Below are 19,998 nucleotides of genomic sequence, written 5' to 3' on the forward strand. Positions count from 1 at the left end.
GAGGTCAACCCGAACTACATCATCCCCAGCGTCTTCAACGACAAGGTTGCGGGCGCGGTGGCCGGTGCGGTCCGGGAGGCGGCCAAGGCGGCAGGTGCGCAGGGAACAGAGATATCGCCCGTCTGATCCTGCAGCGACCGAGGGCACATGTGAACGTGCGCATGCCACCGTCGGGGGCCGCCGTAGGGCTGGTCGCGGTCCTATGACGCCCCCGTTCCCCCTCACCCCACCCCTTCGCTAGCCCATTCGAGTGGCGGGCGAGGGGTGGGAGTGTTCGGTTTGCGCCGGGAGTGGCAGACGGAGGCGGTCGTAGCGTGCCGTACCCGGTCGGCGGGGGCCGGGAACTGGTCGCGAATATCGCCCACACTGCTCCATTCGGCGCGCGAGATCGGGCCGGAGCTGGTCTGCTGGTTCCGGGGGCTGCCGTAACCGCTCCCGGAACCAGAGATGCAGATGAGTCCGGTGAGGACCGATGAGGACCTTTCGAGTCGCGCAGATGGCCGCTGCCGACGAGGTCGCGATCGGACCACGGGGCCACAGGGCCACAGGGCCGCAGAACACGCAGGTCGGGGCCGGTGGGCACCCGTCCCCGCTGAGTGGCGACCAGCTGCCCGGAGACGCCGATCGCCGCTGATGCCCCTGAGGTGGAGGCACGCATGACCACACCACGCGACCTGATGATCATCGCCATGGACGCGGCGCCCGAACACACCGTGGAGCAAGGCAACCTGTCGCTCGCACTCGCGGGAGCCGAGGTGATCGACCTGCTGACCGCCCAGGCCGTCAGGCTGGAGGGCGAAGACATCGTGCCGGGCTACCGTCCGACACTGGGTGATCGCCTGTTGGAGGAGGCCGCGTCGTCGCTCGTCCGAGAGGCACCGTACGAGTCGCTCGACGACTGGCTGTGGCGTAGAGGCCGCGGCCTGTCATCGGCCTATCTGGCCGCCCTTGAGGGGGAGGGTCAGCTCACCCGTCAACGCCGCCGTTGGATGCCCTTCCGTACCAGTCAGACGCTGATCGATTCGCCTGATCACCGCCAGGCCGAGGACCGCTGGACATCGGATGAGCCCGTCCTCGCCACTCTTGCCGCGAGCCTCGGGATCCGCGACAAACGAACGGGAGACCCCCCGAGCGTGGCCGACGACGCGGTGACGACAGTGCTGGCCGCGGTCCACGACGCCTTGACCGAGCTGGAGGCCGAACGGCAACGGCGAGCCATCGAGGAGGCGGCCTTCGACAACGTTTGGCGCGGCGAATGACGCCGGCGAGCGCAGGCCGTACCGCACCGCACAGCAACGGGGCATCCGCGGCGCGCGCCCAGCGTGTGAGGTAGACGGGTTCTACCGGGGTGGCGTGTCCGCCCGCTCCGGGCCGGGCGGCATGCCTGGAGGCCGAAGGGCTTGCTGCGGGCGCAGTCGAGGACCGCCCACGCTTTAACGCCCAACGCCCTTGCCAACACGACGAGTTCGGCGACCAAGGCGCTGGTCACGCCGCGGTGGGTGTTCTCCACTCCAGTTCTCTCCGATGCCGCCGCCCCTCAACACGCGAGGACCGCAGAGGACCTTCGAGGCAGCGAGGTGGCGTTGGGTACAGTCGAGGCCGGGCAGCCCGGAGAGGGCCGAGGGTCAGGGAGCGTGTGGTGAGCCGCGTGGGCAGGCGGGTGGGATCGGGTGGTGCGGCACACCTCCTGATCGTTGTCGCGCTCGCGCTCGGCGTGCTCGTCATGCATGGTCTCGGCCATCCCACCGCCCCGGAAGCGTCTGCCGGCACCGGCGGCACGCCGCGGCACACCGCGATGACCGAGCGACAGCAAATGCCCTCGGGGCTTCACGAAGAGGTGGGCCCGCTCTCCGGCGCCCCCGCGCACTCGGGTACCACAGTCGCCTCCGATGCGGCGCCGGATTCGGGACGTCACTCCGGTCACCCCGGTCCCTCCATGGACATGACGTCCCTGTGTCTGGCCGTACTCGGCCTCTGGATGCTGGGTGTCCTCTTCGGTGGCCTGCTGAGCCGAGCCCGTGACCGGTCCCTGTGTTCCCTCGCACGGTTCCTGGCCGGGCTACGCCCCAAGCTGCCCCCTCCGCGCGCTCCCGACCTGCTACAGCTCTCAGTTCTGCGGATTTAGGCCGCTGCCCGATCGACCGGACGGCTCGTCGTCCGTCGGCAGTGCATGCCTTGACCCACACATTTCCGCAGTACTGACACATGAGGTGTAGAGCCATGAATTCGATCAAGCGCGCCCTGAGCCGGCCCGGTCGTCGCCGGGTGGCGATGGTCGGCGCGGTTGCCGCCGGTGCCCTGGCGCTTGCCGCCTGCGGCAGCAACGGTGACGGCGACAAGAACCACGGCACGCCCGGCACGGATCACGGCAGCAGCAAGTCCGCGACAGCCTCCTCGGGCTCGTCGGGCTCGTCCGCGAAGGGGGCGTTCAACGATGCGGACGTGGCGTTCGCGCAGATGATGATCCCGCACCACCAGCAGGCCATGGAGATGGCCGAGCTTTCGGGGAGCCGGGCTTCCGACAAGGAGATCAAGGAGCTCTCGGCGGCCATCGCGAAGGCTCAGGGGCCGGAGATCAAGACCCTCCAGAAGTGGCTGAAGGCCTGGGGCAAGCCGGACTCGTCGTCCACGGAGCACAGCATGCCGGGCATGGACCACGGCACCGGCCACTCGGGCATGTCCGGGATCATGTCCGACAAGGACATGGCTGATCTCAAGGCGTCCAAGGGCACCGACTACGACAAGAAGTTCGCCACGCTGATGACCGAGCACCATGACGGCGCGATCAGCATGGCGAAGGACGAGCGGAAGAATGGCCGCAACGCGTCGGCCAAGAAGCTCGCCGGCGACATCATCAAGGGGCAGACGGCCGAGGTCGAGAAGTTCGGGGAGATCCTCGACCGGCTCTGACCGCGAGCGGGCTCCGCTACTTCGTCAGCCCGTTCGCCAGGCGCCGGGTCTCTTCCTGGAGGCCCGGCGCCCGCGCCACTGCCCAGCCGTGCCGTGTGCCGTTGCCGCACTCAGCACGGCCGTCCGCATCAGCCCTTGGGGTCAGCCCCCTCCCCCGGCCGCTGCGGGTGTGCCCCGGTGCTGTTCGAGCAAGCGCGTGCGGAAGAGGTCGAGCACCTCGTCGAGTGCCGCGCGGGTCGGCTGGCCGGGTTCGTCGATGAGGTGCTCGGTCAGTACGGAGTGCGGTGGCAGCACGGCGTCAGGGTTCGCCGCGGAGTCGTCCAGTTCCACGGCGGTGAACGCATCGCCGAGTTCGCGTCGCAGAAAGGCGAACCGGTCCCCCGGTACGAGCCGGTCCCCGCAAAAACGCATCCCCATGACCCGGAGATCCTCGCGCTCGCAGCGCCCCCGGACGACGGCGAGGTCTTCGGCGGAGATATCGATGCCGCCTGCCCGGCTCTTGGTGACGGCCAGCGGCAAGGACGGCTGCGACAGGACGGGCGCGAGCAGACGCTCATCGGCGGCCATGGCCAGCGCGAAGCCACCGGTGAGACACATGCCGACGGCCCCGACGCCCGGGCCGCCGCAGCGCTCGTGCTCGTACGCGGCCAGGGCCCGCAGCCACGTCACCACGCGTGAGGACTTCCCCTTGGCGAGCACGGTGAACTCCCGGCTCACGCATACCTTCCACATCGACGAAGCCGTATAGAGCCCGGACTTCAGCCGGCCGGTCGCCGCGGGATCGGCATCGCGGCCGGGTTCGCCGAAGAGCACCGGGAGCACGGCGGTGCAGCCGATCGCGGCCACGCGTTCGGCGAACTGCAGCACCTTGGGCGTGATGCCCGGTATCTCGGCCATCACGATCACCGCGGGCCCCGTACCGCGCCGCAGAATCCGGCGACTGACGCCGTCGTGGGCAAAGGTGCCACGGTCGAAACCGGTCAGGTCATGATCTGCCATGCTTACCACCCTCTGGTCGGTCGCTGCTCAGGTCCGGTTGGGTAGTGCTCTCCGTCCGGAACAACTCGCTTACGTCCGGGCAGGGTTAGCGCGAGACTACCCAGTGGATGCCTTTCGCAGCTGCGACCACCTGGCGGCCGCAGCCGCCCGGCCCACGGGAAGATGGCAATCGCGGCAGCACGGTCCCTGTCAGCAGCTGGTGGAGGACTCGTTGCGGGAAAGGGCGGCGGGTCGAAGCGCCCGCGCACCGGGAAATCTGCTCGACCGCGAGACCTCATACCGAGATCATGACAGGGTGACCCCGGCCGAAGCAGCAGCAAGTGAACTCCAGGATCGTGCCGCCCTGTGGAGCATGGGCGACCTGCGCGCCGCCGAGGTCGTCAGTGCGGCCTGTGATGCGCTCGTCGCCGGATGGGACGGCCCCGGACTCCGGGCCCTGGCAGCTTGCACTCGCGGGGAGGCGGACTATGACGTTCCTGACCTGCTTCCCGAAGCGTTCCGCGACCTCGGCCTCACCTTCCATCCGGTCGGCGGCGCCGGCCCCGATTGCCAGGAAGCCGCCGCGCGAGCGCTCGCGCGGCGCACGCTCGCGGGCGACCTGACACCTCGCGAACTCACCTTCTGGGTTCATCAGCGTTGCGGCCATGAATTGGCCCGGACCGAAAGGCTCGCGGAACTCGACGACGAGTACGACCTTCTCGGGTTCGGCGAGAGAATCGGCAGAGCCTCGGCGCAGCTCGACGCCGAGGTCATGTCAGAAGCCCGCCGCCTCGCAGCCCATCCCGGCGTTTTCGACGGCCCCACGGACACTCCTCAGTGACGCGGCATCAGCCCGCCGGCTGTAGGTGGGCCCGTTCCGCTTCTCGAACAACTCCGGGTCGGGGAAGCGTCCGTCCTTGAGGATGTCGGGAATGACGTGCGGGACGCCGTCGGCGCCGGCTGACGGGTCTCCTCGGCCAGGTCGAGCAGGCACCGGTAGGGGAAGCCGGACGTGTCGAACCGGAAGGACGTCGTGGCGGTGTACGCGGCGATGTCTCCGGTCCAGCGAGCCGCTCATCGCGATCCGGTTGCCGAGGGCGTCCGACGTCTCGGTGTTGCCCGATCCGCCCGGCGTGATGGGCGGTGCCGCGACTCACCGACGCAGAAGGGCCTCAACTCGCCCCCTCGGGCAGCATCCCGTCGGGCGACAGGAGCGGACCTCGACGGCCCCAGGGGCGTCATCACGCCGGATGCCGCCCGCTGCCCAGTGGTTGATTCGATTCATGGGAAAGGCGCGCAGGAGCCAACGGGCCGGGCAGAAGGGAGAGTTCGCATCCAGGCGGTGCGCGGGCGTCAGCCGGACGTGTCCGATGCGGCCAGATGCTGGTCGGCTGCCCAGGAGGCGAGGATGCGCAGCCCGTCGTGGGATGGGGTGCCGGGTTCGGCGGTCCAGACAACCAGTTGCTGGTCGGGGTCCGTACTGGCGGTGAGGGTGTCCCAGTCGAGGGTCAGCACGCCGGCCACCGGGTGGTGCAGCGTCTTGGTGCCCACGGTGCGGGCGGCGACATGGTGTGCGGCCCACCACTGCCGAAAGTTCGGATCCTGCACGGAGAGTTCGCCGACGAGGGCCGTCAGGCGGGAGTCGTCGGGGTATTTGGCGGCTTCCATGCGCAGCTGGGCCACCGCCGTGCGGGCAACGTACTCCCAGTCCGCATACAACGATCTCATCGCGGGATCGGTGAAGAGAATACGCGTGTAATTCCGCTTCTTCTCCGGAATTTCCGAGAAATCGGAAACCAGCGCGGCGGCCAGGGAATTCCAGGCGAGAATGTCCATCCGGCGGCCCATCACCAGGGCCGGGGTGGCGGTGAGGTCGTCGAGGAGGCGCTGCAGCTGCGGCTGCACCCTCTGCGTGGCGCGGCGGCGCGGCCTGGTGTGGTCCTTGCCGGCGAGCTCGAAGAGGTAGGCGCGCTGGTCGTCATCCAGGTGGAGGACCTGCGCCAGGGCGGACAGCACCGGCCCGGATGCCTGGATACGGCCCTGCTCCAGCCGGGTGTAGTAGTCGGTGCTGATGGCGGCGAGCAGGGCGACTTCCTCACGGCGAAGACCCTTGACCCGCCGCTGTCCGCCGGTGTCGGGAAGGCCCACGGTGCGGGGGCTCAGCTCGGCCCGGCGGGTCTTGAGGAACTCGCCGAGCTCGTTGAGGTGTGCGCTGCGGGTCATGGTGACCAGTGTGCATCGGCTGCACGGCACGTGGGAGGGAGAGATTTATCCCTGGATGTTTTCTGCCCGGGAAGAAATCGTCCCCTTTTCGTGCGCGGGTGGGGGTGCGAGGGTCGATGACGTGGCCGGAGGGAATTACCGGCCAATCGAATGTGATGGAAGGCGGGCGGGCGACGGCCTGAGGAGTCGAAAAGGGGCTTGAAGGCCGACGTCACTTTCCCTGGCCCTGGGACGGGCGTGGACAGCGACGCACGCGACAGCGCCGACCAGCGCGCCGCTCACCGACCGCCCAAAGCCATGACCGCCAGCACCCAGCTCAGAACACTCTTGAAGAGGCCGGCGGTCAGGAGGCGTAAGGCTGCCGCCCTCCCCACCAAGGCTCCTTCCCGCCAAGGCTCCTCCCCCACCACGGCCCCCCGACAAAGCCGCCCCAGCAGCACGGCGGCAGAGCACCAAAGAAATGAGAGCACGATGGAACTCCTGAAGCCGCCGCCGACCGGCAAGGGCCCGGCCGCAATGTTCGCCGGCGACGTCTGGTTCGACGTCATCTACCGGGGCGAGGAGCCCTCCCGGGCGCGGGCGAACATGGTCAAGTTCGCGCCGGGTGCCCGTACGGCCTGGCATTCACACGGTCTGGGCCAGACCCTCCACATCGTCGAGGGCGTCGCCCTGATCCAGTCCCGCGGCGGCGAGATCATCGAGGCCCACCCCGGCGACGTCATCCACACGCCCCCGGGCGAGGAGCACTGGCACGGCGCCGCCCCCGACCAGTTCATGATCCACCTGGCGCTGTGGGAGAACCCCGGCCCAGGCGTTGCGGAAAACACCTGGCTGGAGCACGTCAGCGACGCCGCGTACAACGGCCCGCGCTCCAGCACCCGCCGCTGACGCCTGTCCATGGGGCCGGTGCCGCCGGCCCACCCCCGTTCGAAAGCAAGGAAGACCATCATGCGCGGAGCTGTCATTCACGCTCCCGGGGACGTGCGCTTCGAGGAGCGCGACGACCCGAAGATCATCAACCCGACCGACGCTGTCATACGCACCGTCGCCACCTGCGTGTGCGGCTCGGACCTCTGGGACTACCGCGGTATCAACCAGGTCACCGAGCCCACTCCGATCGGCCACGAGTACGTCGGCATCGTCGAGGAGACCGGCGGCGACGTCACCTCCGTCCAGCCCGGCCAGTTCGTCATCGGCTCGTTCTTCGCCTCCGACAACACCTGCGCACACTGCCGCTACGGTTACCAATCCTCTTGCCGGCACAGGGAGTTCGTGGGCGGCTGCCAGGCCGAACTGGTCCGTGTCCCCCTCGCCGACGGCACCCTCGTCGCCACCCCCGACCGGCCGACGGACGATCTCGTGCCCAGCCTCCTGGCGCTCTCCGACGTCATGGGCACCGGCTGGTACGCGGCCGTCGCCGCCGAGGTCACGCCCGGCATGACGGTCGCCGTCGTCGGGGACGGTGCGGTCGGCCTGTCGGGGGTGATCGCCGCCAAGGAGCTGGGCGCCGAGCGCATCATCGCCATGAGCCGCCACACGACCCGGCAGAAGCTCGCGACCGAGTTCGGCGCCACCGACATCGTCACCGAACGCGGCGATGCGGGCGTGGCCCGTATCAAGGAGCTGACGGGAGGCGTCGGCGCGGACGCGGTCCTGGAGTGCGTCGGCACCCCGGAGTCGACGCAGCAAGCGCTACGCTCCACCCGTCCCGGCGGCAACGTCGGCTTCGTCGGCGTCCCGCACGGCGTGGAGATCGACGGCGAGGAGCTGTTCTTCTCCCATGTCGCCCTGCGCGGCGGCCCGGCACCGGTGCGGCGCTTCCTGCCGGACCTCATCAACCGTGTCTTCGAGGGCCGCATCGACCCCGGCAAGGTGTTCGACCTGACGCTGCCGCTGGACCAGGTCGCCGAGGGCTACCGCGCCATGGACGAACGCCGCGCCATCAAGACGCTGCTGCGCCCCTGACCCACCTCTTGCGGCAGGCACGACACGAGCACGCCGCCTGCCGTGGTGGAACTGCGGACGCTCGGCGCTTCGGTCTTCCGCGGAACGACAGCGGAACGACAGCGGCCCGAGGCCACCCGCCTTGCCCGTTGGGCGGGAAGACGGGGAGACGGGGAGATCAGTCGCTGTCCAGGCCGTCGATCAGGCGGTCGAGGAAGCGGGTGAAGGTGGCCTCGGGGTCCTGAGGGCGTCCAGGTGCGGAGAGGGCGTCGGCCAGCTCCGGGTGGTGGCCGTCTGCGGCGACGGCGGCGAGGTAGCGGGCTTCGGCGGCGGCACGGTCGGGCCGGTCCGCGGCCGCGGCCTGGGCGATCTCGTGGGCGACGTGTCCGGCGACGAAGCCGGTGAGCTGACTGAAGACCTCCAGCTTCGCGGCGCCGTCCAGCCGGGTGGGCCGCAGGGCGGCGAGGGCGTGTTCAAGGAAGGTCAGCGTGTGCGGGCCGGGCGTTCTGCGGGTGGTCAGCGCGGCGGGGAGCCACGGGTGCCGGAGCATGAGTGCGCGCTGGAGGTGACCGATGGCCTTGAGATCCGTACGCCAGGCGCCGGTGAGGGGTCCGGTCGTCGGCAGTTCGCCGCTGACCTGGTCCACCATCAGTTCCAGCAGCGTCTCCTTGTCGGGGGCGTAGCTGTACAGGGACATGACTCCGGCCCCGACTTCGGAGGCGACCCGCCGCATGGTGACGGCCTCCAGCCCCTCCGCGTCGGCCAGGGTGACCGCTGCGGCCGTGATCGCCTGACGGCTGAAGGCGGGCTTACGTCCTCTCCCCGGCCGACCGGTGTGCAGCCAGAGCTGTTCGGGGTCGACGCCTGAGGCGCCGGCCGCGTCACGACGGCTCACGTTCCTTCTGTCCTCTCCTGACCACGGGAAGTTGCGGAGTCCATCCAAGCATCCGCTATTCTCGTACGACGTACGAGAATAGCGGAGGGGAACCATGACAGCGCACCCGCAAGAGACCGTGCCGCGGCCCGACCGGACAGCACCGACGAAGAAGCCGCCGCTGTCCTCGCGGATGATGAGGGCGATATGGCGCAACCTCCCGGCCAAGCGGCACGACGTCGGCTGGGAACCCGGGCTCGCCGTACCGGCCGCCGACGGCAGCCCGCTGCTCACCGACCACTATTTCCCCCGTACCGAGGGCGACTTCCCCACCCTCCTCGTCCGCTCGCCGTACGGCCGGGGTCTGCCCTGGTCGCCCATGCACGGCATCCTCTTCGCCGAACAGGGCTTCCACGTGGTCCTGCAGAGCTGCCGAGGCACCGGCGGATCGGGCGGCCGGTTCCATCTGTGGCGCAATGAGGCCGCCGACGGCCAGGCCACGGTGTCCTGGTTGCGGGAGCAGCCCTGGTTCAACGGAACGCTGGGCACCATAGGCCCCAGCTACCTGGGCTATGTGCAGTGGGCGCTCGCCCTGGACCCACCACCGGAGCTGAAGGCGATGGTGATCCAGGTCGGCCTGCACGATCCCCATGCCCTCTTCCACGCCGGCGGGACGCTCCGCCTGGAGAACGCCCTCGCGGTCGGCGTCGGCATGACGTACCAACACCAGGGAACGGCGGCCCTGCTGAAGGCGACACTGCGCCTTCAGCGCCGCCTACGCAAGATCACCACCGCGCAACCACTGCGTGGGGCGCACGTCTCCGCCCTCGGCGAAGTGCCCTGGCTGGACGACGTGATGACCCACCCGGACGCCGACGATCCGTACTGGCTCGGCGCGCCCCTGGGAGAGCCGGCGGAACGGCTGCGCGTGCCCACCAGCCTGGTCACGGGGTGGCACGACGGGCTCGCCGACCAGACCTTCGAACAGTACGCCCGGCTGCGTCAGGCCGGATGCGAGACCGCTTTGCTCGTCGGCCCCTGGACGCACACCTCCGCGCTCCAGCAGGGCTGGCCCGAGGTGTTCGCCGAGAGCCTCGCCTGGCTGCGCGCGCACCTCTGCGCCGACCCGTCGGGCCTGCGGCCCACCGAGGTGCGCGTGCATGTCGGCGGCGAAGAGGCGTGGCGGGACCTCGACGACTGGCCGCCGACCCCCGAAACGACCGCCTGGTTCCCTGCTGCGAACGGGACTCTCACCCAGCAGGCACCCACCGGGTCCATGGCGTTGGCGTCCTTCCGCTACGACCCGGCCGACGCCACCCCTTCCGTGGGCGGACCCCTGCTCTCCCGCGGGGCAGGCCCCCAGGACAACAGCTCCCTCGAGGCACGGGAGGACGTTTTGACGTTCACCAGCCCGCCGTTGACCGAACCCGTCGACGTCCTCGGCCCGGTCTCCGCGCAACTGCGGATCTCCACCGACACCGGGCACGCCGATGTCTTCGCCCGTCTCTGCGACGTGGACACGGACAACCGTTCCCGCAACATCTGCGACGGACTTGTCAGGCTGCGGACCAGCGGACAGGACCCCTCGCAGGTCACCGTGCCGATGAGCTCCACCGCTCACCACTTCGCCGCAGGTCACCGTATTCGCCTGCAGATCAGCGGAGGCGCCCACCCGCGCTACGCCCGGAGTCCCGGCACCGGAGAAGCGGCCCTCGATGCCCTTCACCACAGGCCGGCACACATCACGCTGCACACGGGATCAGCGTTGACGCTGCCCCGTGGCGGCCAGGTCCGCGGCCGGAACACATCGACGGACGACAGCTCGACGCCGGATCGGAGAATCGACACCGAGGAGTGAGGCAGCGGCACACCCTGGCGGCCGCCCCTTCCGTGCCGCTCGGGCCCGCCATGGCTCCTCCCACCGCACGCGGCGAGCTTGCCCGTCCACCTGACGGCCTCGGGATACCTTCCGGCCAAGATCAAGCCCTCTTGCCGCCGACCGTTCACCGAAGGGAAATCCATGGCCCGCCCGGTCCACTTCTCCATTCACGCCAACGACTTCGCGCGCATGCGCACCTTCTACGAGTCCGTCTTCGGGTGGTCCTTCACCAAGCAAGAGCTGTGGTGGGCAATCAGCACCGGACCCGGATCCCCCGGGATCGACGGCACCATGGTGGATCGTCAGGAACCGGTCACGCACACCGATTCCTCCTGCGGGGTCTTTCTGCGCATGTGTGTCGACCACATCGACGAGACGGCGCTGGCCGTCGAGCGCCACGGAGGCGAGATCACCGTTCCCACGATCCCGGTCCCGGGCATCGGCCTGTACTCCGTCGGTAAGGACCCGGACGGCAATTACTTCCAAATGTTCGCGGAAGACCCTTACCCTTCCTGACCTGACCGCGCCCAGCACCCGGCCTTCCCGACGCCTCGGAAGCCGGGCCGCTGCCTACCTGCGCGGTCGCCGGGCCCTCCGGAACACGCACGCAGGGTGTCGGCCCATCGCGCCGGACCGCACCGCACTCACGCCCGCCCCGGAGAGGGCGGCTCGCCCCACGGGGTTTCCAGCGCTGCGCGCAGGGCGTCGACCGCTTCTTGGCCAATGCGTTCGGCGAGTTGCTCCTCCAGCCTTTCGAGGAGCAACTCGGCCTGATGGTGCGCGCGGGCTCCCTTCGCGGTGCGCCGGATCAGCCGCTGCCGCGCGGAGGTCGGATGGGGAACCTGTTCCAGCAGCCCGGCATCGACGAGGCCGTGCGCGGCCTGGTGGGCGGTCTGCCGGGTGACCCCCATCCGCCGGGCCAGCTCGGAGACCGTGGTGCCCTCCTCGTCCAGGACGGCGAAGAGCTGGAGCTGAGGCGGCGACACCGGTGTGGCGCCGGCCGCACCCATCGCTCCCAGCAGCCCCTCGTCGAACCAGCGCCGGGCGTCGCCGAGCAGCTGAGGGAGGCGGCGGTGGGTGACTGTCATCGCTTCCTTACTCCACGGCCACGGGCGGGCAGCGTGGCGATCCGTCGTCCGCCGGCCGGTTGCCACCGGCCGACACCTGTGTCAGCCTACCTGACATACGAATTGTCAGTCCGCCTGACATTACGGGTGCCGGACAGTCACTGTCCCGCACCCGGCCTGTCGGCTGCCCAGGGAGAGACGATGACCCTCGAATACGCCACCCGCTATCGCCGCGCCTCGCGCATTCCCGACCAGCCGGGAAAGCCGTACTTCATCGAGAAGGGCGAGGGCGACCGCGCTCACCTCTTCGGTGATCTCGTCACCATCTACGCGGGTGGCGAGCAGACGGAGAACACCTTCAACTTCTTCACCTGTGAGGGCCCCAAGGGCGACATCATCCCGGCCCACCTCCACCGCGACACCTACGAGGTCTTCTACATCACCCACGGCGCGGTCCGGCTGTTCGTGGAGGACACCGAAGGCGTTCAGCAGGAGAAGGTGCTGATGCCCGGGGACTTCGGCTTCGTGCCGAAGAACTGCCCGCACGCCTACCGCATGGAGCGCCACCACAGCCAGGTCGTCGGCGTCGCCGCCGGCCCCGGAGGCACCTTCGAGCGGTTCTTCGAGAGCCTCGGCGCACCGGCGGAGCACCTCGGTCTGCCGCGGGAGCCCGTCATCCCCGCACCCGAGAAGTTCGGCACGGTGCCGCAGGAGTACGACGTGCGCTTCCTCCCCGACCACCAGTGGCGGACCCGATGACGCAGACCCGGCCTTCACTGCGCGAGGTGATCGCCGCGCCCCACCCGGATGTCGCGCCGCTGCCGCCCGCAGTCCGGTGCGAGTCAGGCGTCCGCCTGCTGCGCGGCGTGCCGTACCGGCACATCGAGGGCAGCCGCCCGGTCGAACCCCTACATCGCCTCGGTGTGGGAGTACCGGGTCGCCGTGCGTGAGGAACTGGAGGGACGGTCCCTGTCACCTGCGGCCTTCGGGTGGGACGGATGGGACGGCACCGACCGGTGCTCGCTGTGCCGGCACGTGCCTGCCTCAGGCGCCTGACGAGTCCGGCGCGGCCTCCTCGCTCGGGGGGCAGGCTCGGACGATGAGCATGGCCACGTCGTCGTGCTCGCCGGGGTGGCGCAGGGTGTAGAGCAGATCGTCGCAGGTCTCCTCCAGAGACCGCGGGGGCCCGGTGAGGAAGGCGAGGAGGGAGTTCAGGCGTTCGTCGATCGCCTGGTTGCGGGTCTCGACCAGGCCATCGGTGTAGAGGAGCAGTTCCTCACCGGGAAGCAGGGAGAACGTGGTGGTGCAGAAGGGGACTTCGCCGACTCCGAGCGGGGCGCCGGTGGGCAGCTCCAGCAGTTCCGCTTCCTCGCCGGGGCGGATCAGCGCCGGCGGCAGGTGCCCGGCATTGGAGATGAGGCAGCGGTTGTTGCGGGGGTCGTAGACGGCGTAGATGCACGTCGTGATGGTCTGCCCCATGCGGTCGGCGATGTGGTCGAGGTGGTGCAGTACCTGCGCGGGTTCGAGGTCGAGTTCGGCGAATGCGCGGGTGGCGGTGCGCAGTTGGCCCATGGTGGCGGCGGCACTGATACCGCTGCCCATGACGTCACCGACGACGAGGGCGGTCTTGTCGTCGGTGAGGGGTATGACGTCGAACCAGTCGCCCCCGATTTCGCTGGCGATCGAGGCGGGCTGGTAGCGGTAGGCCATCTGCAGCCCGGGCCGTGGCTCGGGGTGCTCGGGCAGGAGGCTGCGCTGGAGGGTCAGGGCGGCGTGGCGTTGGCTCTCGTACCAACGGGCGTTGTCGATGCAGACGGCTGCCCGCGCGGCGAGCTCGCCCGCCAGGACCTCGTCGTCGTGGGTGAAAGGTTCCGGATTCTGAGTGCGTTTGAGGTCGAGAGCGCCGAGGACTTCGCCGCGCGCCATCAACGGCACGGCCAGGTAGGAGTGGAGACCCGCGCGCCCCAGGAGGCCGGCATCCTCAGGGCAGCGGGCGATGCTGAGCAGATCGGCGCTGTCGACGCGTGGGATACGGACGGGGCGGCGGCTGTTCACGCTGCGGGTGACGAGCCTGTCGGCGTCATACCGCGCCACCTCGCCCGGCGGATCGGCGGCACGTACCGCCTCGATGGGTGTATCGGCAGCCGATGCCACGGCCATGGCCCGCACCAGGGCCGGACCGCCGGATGAGGCCAGCGCCGGGCGGCCGGTCAAGATCCCGTCGAGTATGTCCACGGCCGCCACGTCGGCCAGCTCCGGAACGCAGGTCTCGGCCAGTTCTCGCGCCGTCTGGCCGAGGTCCAGAGTGGTCCCGATCCGGATGGATGCCTCGGCGACGAGGGAGAGGTTGCGCCGGGCCCGGGCCGCCTCGGCGGCGGCGCGGTGCCGCTCGGTGACGTCCACGACGGAGACGGCCACCCCCAGTATCTTCCCTCTCGCCGCCTCCAGCCGGTAGAAGGACACCGACCAGGCATGCTCACGGTCCGGGTCGGCCGGGATGCGCCCCACGGACTCCTGGTCGAGGATCGGGACGCCTGTCTCCAGGACCTCGCGCATCGCGGCCTCGATGCTGTCCACGTCCAGGAACGGGAGGGCCTCGCGCACATGCCGTCCCAGGTGCTCCGAGGCGGGCAGGCCATTGATCTTTTCCAGGGCCGGGTTGACGGCGACGTACCGCAGGTCGGTGTCCGTGACGGCCAGGCCGATCGGGGACTGCGAGATCAGCCTGGTGGACAGCGCCAGATCCCGTTCCACCTTGCGCAGTGCCGTGTGCCCGGTGGCCAGGCCCAGGGCGTACAGGGCCCCGTGCTCGTCCTCCAGCCGCATGTTGCGGAATTCCGCCAGTCGGGTGCTGCCGTCTTTGTGGCGCACCGGAAAGGCTCCCGACCAGCTGCCTTCGCCCTCCATGACCCGGGTGAACAGCTTCAGAACCAGGTCGAGGTGCTCGTCGTGCACCAGCAGCCGCCCCGCGAACTGGCCGAGCGCCTCGCCGGCCGAGTAGCCGAACAGTTGTTCGGCATAGGGGCTCCACAGGATGATTCGCCCGTCGCCGTCCAGCACGACGGCAGCAACGCTCAGCACATCCAGGAGCCCGCCCGGCTCCGACGTCACCTTTCCCGGCGGTTCCGCATCGGCCGGGAAGGATTCAGCTGAGCACATCCCTCGGCTCCTCTCAGCCGCCCCGCCTGATGTGCTGGTGCCCCTTCCGGCCCGGCCGCCATACCGCATCGCGCGGTGCTCTTCCATCATCCCGCATCGCGCGGTGCCCTTCCATCATTGCGCGGCCCCGGTCCACTCCGCACCCTGCGCGCCGTGGATATTCACCGCTCTTCGACAGGTAACCGGATGACGAGCGAGCCATGACGTACTGCGGCGCCTCGTCCTGGGCGAGGCGGCACCGCCGTCGGGCCCGCTCCCCCACTGCCACACGGCCACGTCACCGGCCGGCGCCACGGCAGGCCGCCCGCGGTGGGCGCGCCGACGGGCCGGAGCCGCGGCGGGCGGCCGGTCCTGCGGGTCTCCGGCCTGGCGGGGCTCCGGTCCGGCAGGCGTCCGATCCGGCGGCGGGGAAGGCGGTGCCGCTGTGCCCCGCGCGGTTCCGCTATGCCCGCGGTGCCACGGAGAGAGGTTCGGCGATGGACTCCAGGGAGCGACGTTCGGCGTCGACGGCGAGGAAGACTGCCGTGAGGCCGGCGAGCGTCATCAGGGTCGCGCCGATGACGAAGGCCAGCGCGGTGTCGCCGACCTCGCCGGTCGAGGTCAGTTCCGCGAAGACGAGGGGGCCGCTGATGCCGCCGGCCGCGGTCCCCAGGGCGTAGAAGAAGGCGATGGCCATGGCGCGGGTCTCCATGGGGAAGATCTCGGAGACCGTGAGGTAGGCGCTGCTCGCGCCCGCCGAGGCGAAGAACAGGACGACGCACCAGCAAGCGGTCAGGGTCTGGGCGTTCAAGTGCCCGGCGGAGAACAGCCACGCGGTGCCGAAGAGGAGAAGCCCCGCCAGGATGTAGGTGCTGGAAATCATGATCCGGCGGCCGAGGGTGTCGAAGAGTCTGCCCAGGACGAGCGGACCGACGAAGTTGCCGGCGGCGATGACGGCGAAGTAGTAGCCGGTGGATTCGTTGGATACGTCGTAGAACTCGTTCAGGATGGCGCCGAAGCCGAAGGTGATCGCGTTGTAGAGGAACGCCTGGCCGATGAAGAGGGCCAGGCCGAGGACGGCACGTTTGCGGTAGCGGGAGAAGACGGTGCGGCCGATCTCCAGGAAACCGATGGTCTTGCGTGGATGGATGGTGAGGCTGGTCTCGGCAGGTGGCAGCTGGTAGGGACGCTCGGGGGTGCTCTTCTCCCGCGTCACGTCCCTTTCGATTCCCGTCACGAGCGTGTTGGCCTCGTCGCTGCGGCCGTGGATGAACAGCCAGCGCGGACTCTCCGGAACGTTGCGGCGTACGAGGAGGATGACCAGGCCGAGGACGACGCCGAGGGCGAAGGTCAGGCGCCATCCGACGTTCACGGCGAAGATCGCGGTGTTCAGCATGACGATCGACAGCAGAGACCCGCCGATGGCCCCGAGCCAGAAGCTGCCGTTGATGATGAGGTCGACCCGGCCCCGGTAACGGGAGGGGATCAGCTCGTCGATGGCGGAGTTGATGGCCGCGTATTCACCACCGATGCCGAGACCGGTGAGGAAGCGGAAGAGGAAGAACCACCAGGAGGAGAAGGAAACCGCGGTGAGGGCCGTCGCGGTGAGGTAGACCGCGAGGGTCAGCATGAACAGCTTGCGGCGTCCGAAGCGGTCGGTGAGGTGCCCGAAGAAGAGCGCCCCGACACAGGCGCCCGCGACGTAGAGGGCCGCCGCGATACCGGTGACCTGTGCCGACGTGATGTCGAGACCGCTGCCTTCCTCGGAGAGGCGCCCGGCGATGTTGCCGACGACCGTGACCTCCAGGCCGTCGAGGATCCAGACGGTGCCGAGCCCGATGACCACCATCCAGTGCCACCGCGACCAGGGCAATCGGTCCAGCCGTGCGGGCACTTCGGTCTCGATGGGGGCGAGAGGCCCTCGATCGGCAGTCGACATCACGGTCTCCTCAGTGATGAGCCGGAGGCCCTCGCCCCGGCATCGCTCACTGCGGATGCCCTCTGGCCCTCTCTTTCACACAGCGGTACGCCCAGGCGGTGGGGGTGGCCACCGCGCACTCCGGCCAGGGGGGTGCGTCCACGGGGTGCCTCCTCCCGGCCGCCGGACCCGTCGAGCCGTCGAGCCGTCGAGCCGTCGACTGAACGGTCGCCACTCGTTCCGGTGTACTACGGCACCCATACGAGCGAGATCGCATGACTCGCTGGGGCAACTGACGCAATGTTCTCCCGGTGCACGAGTGATCAGCACTCGGGTGTCGTGATCTCGAAGAGGAGATTTCCCATGTCCGTCCGCCATTTCCTGCCTGCCGCCGTCGGCGCCGCCGCTCTGCTGCTCGGCCTGCCCGCCGCGGCATCGGCCGCTCAGGGCCCCGTGACCTCCGCGATGAACCCCTGCGGGTTCTACGAGACCGGGAGCGACGCGCACTACAACCACTGCACGGGCGACGGCTCGCGTGTCGTCATCGAGGTCGAGGTGTTCGGCCCCAACTACGAGCGCTGTGTGGGCCCGGGCAACACCTGGCTGGGATCGGCGCGAAAGATCCAGGGTGCGCATTACGTCGGGCGCACCTGCTGACCTCGTCCTGACGGCGGGCCCGGTGGCTGCGGCCCCGGGCCCGGAAACCGAGAGCTACCACATCGCGGACATCTCTTCCCGTCAGGAAGGGCCCTGCGACCGCTCAAGGGCAGCGCGCACGACGGTGTTCAAGTCCTGCCCCTGCATGTTCAAGTGCACGGCGGCGTGCAGCAGGTAGCGCGGCTGGGCCTGCCAGCCCCGGGTGTGCAGGCGGGTATGCCGCCGGGCCGTCCGCTGGTGGAGATCGCACAGGAAATGCAGGCCCGTCACGTCCATGAACCGCACGTCCTGCATGTCGAGCACCAGGTCGGACAGAGTTATGGGGAGCGAGTCGAGGAGACGGTTCAAGTCGGGCTCGCAGGCGCGGTCGATCTCTCCGCGGGCCGTGAGCAGGAGCGTGTCGTCCAAACGCTGCGTAGTGGCGGTGAAAAGAATAGGTTCCTCGATGAGTTGGGGTGGCAGCTGCCCGGAGCAGCCTCTCTGCCGGGCGCACGGCGGGGGCCGCGTTGGTCCGGATCCGCGAGCCTCCGCCCGGGCAGGTAACTGCCGGACCGGATCCAGCCTCTCGGCGCACTGTGCGACTGAAACTGACGAGCCGGACCAACCGGGGGAATCACTTCACTGTCCCACAACCCGCTGCTGCCCCGAAACCTCGCCGTGTCGCGCCATGGGGATACGGCGTTCACGGCTGGGCCCGAGGACGACGACGTGCGGGCGGCAACGGCAGCATGGATGCTCCCGTCACCACCGTGTTGGATGTCGTCCCGATGCCCTCGACGGTGAGGGCGACGGTGTCGCCGGGCTTCAGCGGTGGCGGCGTCCGTTCGACATGGAGGGCCCGCAGAAGGGCTGGCGGCGGCGCACCACGCTCGCGGACCGCTACAGGGCGCTCGGTCAGCAACACACCATCGAACCGCGCCCGCGCCCCGTGTAGTCCCGCCATCGCCGACCGGCTCACAGCCGACGCATCCATCGTCGAGACCGGCACCGAGCCCTACCGGCAAGGCACCGCCGACCGCCGCCGCCCCTACACGCGCCGGCAGGGCCTGTCCCGTGGAACTCGGTGGGGCTTCGCCCCCACCGGAATGATCCACAAGGCAGGCCCTGGAGGCGCGTTCCCCCACAGGTGACGCGCTCGGCCGACGGCTTACCGGGCCGTTTCCGTCCAGGTGACCGGCAGTTCGTGTACGCCATAGATATTCATGTCGGTCTTCAGTTTCACCTCGCCTGCGGGGATGGCGAGTTCGAGGGTCGGGAAGCGACGCAGGAGTCCGTCGAAACCGGCGCGCATCTCGATGCGGGCCAGTTGCTGGCCGAGGCATTGGTGGATGCCGTGGCCGAAGGACAGGTGACCGCGGGCCTTGCGATGGACGTCCAGGGTGTCGGGGTCGTCGAAGCGTCGGGGGTCGTGGTTGGCGGCCAGCAGGGAGACAACGACGGTCGATCCCTTGCCGATTGTTTCACCGCAGAGCTCGATGTCCTCCGTGGCGTAGCGATAGAAGATGTCGGCGATGGACAGGTAGCGCAGGAGTTCCTCGACGGCATCCGGGAGCAGACCCGGGTTGGCGCGCAGTTCGGCCAGCTGCTCGGGGTGCTCCAGGAGCGCGAAGGTGCCCAGCGCCAGCATGTTGGCGGTGGTCTCGTGGCCCGCGAGCAGCAGCACGAAGGCGCTACCGGTCAGCTCCTCGATGGTGAGGTCGTCATGGCGGGCCAGGTCGGACAGGATGTCTTCGCCGGGGGCGGCGCGCTTGCTCGTGACCAGTTCGGAAAGGTACGTGGACAGTGCCGTGTACGCGGCTATCTTCTCGTCGAGCGACTGGTCCTTGACCAGGAACTTGGCGGAATTGACCTGGAAGTTCTCCCGGTCCGCGTAGGGGACACCGAGCATTTCGCAGATCACCAGGGAGGGCACCGGCAGCGCGAACTCCTTGACCAGGTCGACCGGCGGGGTGAGGCGCGCCAGTTCGTCCAGTTGCCGCTCGGCGATGTCGATGATGTGCTCTTCGAGCTGCTTCATGCGTTTGACGGTGAAGGCGCCGGTGAGTCTGCGCCGAAGCCGGGTGTGGTCCGGCGGGTCCATGGCGACGAACATGCCCGGAGTCTGCGGGGACGGTTCGGTGGGGGCGGGCATGCCGGGGGTCTCGAACGGCATGTGGATAATGCCGATGTCCTGGCGGGAGCTGAACCGGGTGTCGGCCAAGAGCCGGCGGACCGCTTCGTAGCCGGTGACGAGCCAGCCCTGGTGACCGTCGGGGAAGACCATGGGACTGACGGGGCGAGCGTCGCGCAGCCGGGTGATCTGGCGGGGCGGGTCGAAGGGGCCCGCATCGCGGTCCATCGGGAGGCCGTGCGGGACGGGAACCGTTTCACTCATCGGATTTCCTCTCGTGGCCGTTGATGCGGCCGGAAG

General features: G+C 69.4%; 18 protein-coding genes and 1 pseudogene. 10 read left to right on the forward strand and 9 right to left on the reverse strand.

Annotated elements, in window-relative coordinates; all coding sequences use genetic code 11:
- Window positions 1–656: 656 nt before the first annotated feature.
- The 3 genes from ACH4FH_RS15945 to ACH4FH_RS15955 all read left to right on the forward strand — a co-directional run bounded on the left by ACH4FH_RS15945 (window position 657) and on the right by ACH4FH_RS15955 (window position 2,910).
- Complete coding sequence (locus tag ACH4FH_RS15945; protein ID WP_398556425.1) at window positions 657–1,259, forward strand: GPP34 family phosphoprotein; 603 nt, start codon at window positions 657–659, stop codon at window positions 1,257–1,259.
- Between the two features lie 380 nt (window positions 1,260–1,639).
- Complete coding sequence (locus ACH4FH_RS15950) at window positions 1,640–2,125, forward strand: hypothetical protein (RefSeq protein WP_398556426.1); 486 nt, start codon at window positions 1,640–1,642, stop codon at window positions 2,123–2,125.
- Between the two features lie 95 nt (window positions 2,126–2,220).
- A complete protein-coding gene (locus tag ACH4FH_RS15955; RefSeq protein WP_398556427.1) occupies window positions 2,221–2,910 on the forward strand; it encodes a DUF305 domain-containing protein in 690 nt (229 codons plus the stop codon).
- 141 nt (window positions 2,911–3,051) lie between these two features.
- Here ACH4FH_RS15955 and ACH4FH_RS15960 read toward each other — a convergent pair whose 3' ends face one another.
- Entirely contained in the window at window positions 3,052–3,909 is an 858-nt protein-coding gene (locus tag ACH4FH_RS15960; protein WP_398556428.1) for a dienelactone hydrolase family protein, read from the reverse strand.
- Window positions 3,910–4,204: 295 nt separating this feature from the next.
- On the opposite strand from ACH4FH_RS15960, the gene ACH4FH_RS15965 reads away from it, so the two are divergent.
- Window positions 4,205–4,729 carry a hypothetical protein gene (locus tag ACH4FH_RS15965; protein WP_398556429.1) on the forward strand — a complete coding sequence of 175 codons (525 nt, stop codon included), beginning with the start codon at window positions 4,205–4,207 and terminating at the stop codon, window positions 4,727–4,729.
- A 512-nt stretch (window positions 4,730–5,241) separates the two neighbouring features.
- On the opposite strand, the gene ACH4FH_RS15970 is transcribed toward ACH4FH_RS15965, so the two are convergent.
- Entirely contained in the window at window positions 5,242–6,111 is an 870-nt protein-coding gene (locus tag ACH4FH_RS15970) for a helix-turn-helix domain-containing protein (RefSeq protein WP_398556430.1), read from the reverse strand.
- Window positions 6,112–6,582: 471 nt separating this feature from the next.
- Here ACH4FH_RS15970 and ACH4FH_RS15975 point away from each other — a divergent pair, with 471 nt between their 5' ends.
- Window positions 6,583–6,999 carry a cupin domain-containing protein gene (locus ACH4FH_RS15975; protein WP_398556431.1) on the forward strand — a complete coding sequence of 139 codons (417 nt, stop codon included), beginning with the start codon at window positions 6,583–6,585 and terminating at the stop codon, window positions 6,997–6,999.
- A gap of 60 nt (window positions 7,000–7,059) precedes the next feature.
- Entirely contained in the window at window positions 7,060–8,076 is a 1,017-nt protein-coding gene (locus tag ACH4FH_RS15980) for a zinc-dependent alcohol dehydrogenase family protein (protein ID WP_398556432.1), read from the forward strand.
- 157 nt (window positions 8,077–8,233) lie between these two features.
- Here the strand turns inward: ACH4FH_RS15980 and ACH4FH_RS15985 are convergent, their stop codons facing one another.
- Window positions 8,234–8,950, reverse strand: a complete 717-nt coding sequence (locus tag ACH4FH_RS15985) for a TetR/AcrR family transcriptional regulator (RefSeq protein WP_398556433.1) — start codon at window positions 8,948–8,950, stop codon at window positions 8,234–8,236.
- A gap of 175 nt (window positions 8,951–9,125) precedes the next feature.
- Here ACH4FH_RS15985 and ACH4FH_RS15990 point away from each other — a divergent pair, with 175 nt between their 5' ends.
- Together ACH4FH_RS15990 and ACH4FH_RS15995 are read left to right on the forward strand one after the other, a co-directional pair.
- A complete protein-coding gene (locus tag ACH4FH_RS15990; protein ID WP_398556771.1) occupies window positions 9,126–10,787 on the forward strand; it encodes a CocE/NonD family hydrolase in 1,662 nt (553 codons plus the stop codon).
- Window positions 10,788–10,949: 162 nt separating this feature from the next.
- On the forward strand, window positions 10,950–11,324 hold the full coding sequence (locus ACH4FH_RS15995; protein ID WP_398556434.1) for a VOC family protein: 375 nt from the start codon (window positions 10,950–10,952) through the stop codon (window positions 11,322–11,324).
- 128 nt (window positions 11,325–11,452) lie between these two features.
- Here ACH4FH_RS15995 and ACH4FH_RS16000 read toward each other — a convergent pair whose 3' ends face one another.
- Window positions 11,453–11,896, reverse strand: coding sequence for a MarR family winged helix-turn-helix transcriptional regulator (locus ACH4FH_RS16000; protein ID WP_398556435.1), 444 nt, complete (start codon window positions 11,894–11,896; stop codon window positions 11,453–11,455).
- 180 nt (window positions 11,897–12,076) lie between these two features.
- Between ACH4FH_RS16000 and ACH4FH_RS16005 the strand changes: the two genes are divergently transcribed.
- Window positions 12,077–12,634 carry a quercetin 2,3-dioxygenase gene (locus ACH4FH_RS16005; protein ID WP_398556436.1) on the forward strand — a complete coding sequence of 186 codons (558 nt, stop codon included), beginning with the start codon at window positions 12,077–12,079 and terminating at the stop codon, window positions 12,632–12,634.
- 285 nt (window positions 12,635–12,919) lie between these two features.
- Here ACH4FH_RS16005 and ACH4FH_RS16010 read toward each other — a convergent pair whose 3' ends face one another.
- Window positions 12,920–15,034 (reverse strand): SpoIIE family protein phosphatase, encoded by a 2,115-nt coding sequence (locus ACH4FH_RS16010; protein ID WP_398556437.1) that lies wholly within the window; start codon window positions 15,032–15,034, stop codon window positions 12,920–12,922.
- 442 nt (window positions 15,035–15,476) lie between these two features.
- Entirely contained in the window at window positions 15,477–16,952 is a 1,476-nt protein-coding gene (locus tag ACH4FH_RS16015) for an MFS transporter (RefSeq protein WP_398556438.1), read from the reverse strand.
- A gap of 342 nt (window positions 16,953–17,294) precedes the next feature.
- On the opposite strand from ACH4FH_RS16015, the gene ACH4FH_RS16020 reads away from it, so the two are divergent.
- A complete protein-coding gene (locus ACH4FH_RS16020) occupies window positions 17,295–17,588 on the forward strand; it encodes a DUF6355 family natural product biosynthesis protein (protein ID WP_398556439.1) in 294 nt (97 codons plus the stop codon).
- Between the two features lie 81 nt (window positions 17,589–17,669).
- Here ACH4FH_RS16020 and ACH4FH_RS16025 read toward each other — a convergent pair whose 3' ends face one another.
- The 3 genes and pseudogenes from ACH4FH_RS16025 to ACH4FH_RS16035 form a co-directional block, all read right to left on the reverse strand.
- On the reverse strand, window positions 17,670–17,996 hold the full coding sequence (locus tag ACH4FH_RS16025; RefSeq protein WP_398556440.1) for an STAS domain-containing protein: 327 nt from the start codon (window positions 17,994–17,996) through the stop codon (window positions 17,670–17,672).
- 274 nt (window positions 17,997–18,270) lie between these two features.
- Window positions 18,271–18,414, reverse strand: a pseudogene (locus ACH4FH_RS16030) (hydroxylase); the annotation flags it as partial.
- Between the two features lie 321 nt (window positions 18,415–18,735).
- Complete coding sequence (locus ACH4FH_RS16035) at window positions 18,736–19,962, reverse strand: cytochrome P450 (RefSeq protein WP_398556441.1); 1,227 nt, start codon at window positions 19,960–19,962, stop codon at window positions 18,736–18,738.
- Window positions 19,963–19,998 lie beyond the last annotated feature (36 nt).

This window comes from Streptomyces sp. NPDC017993, from assembly GCF_044328065.1.
Lineage (GTDB): Bacteria > Actinomycetota > Actinomycetes > Streptomycetales > Streptomycetaceae > Streptomyces.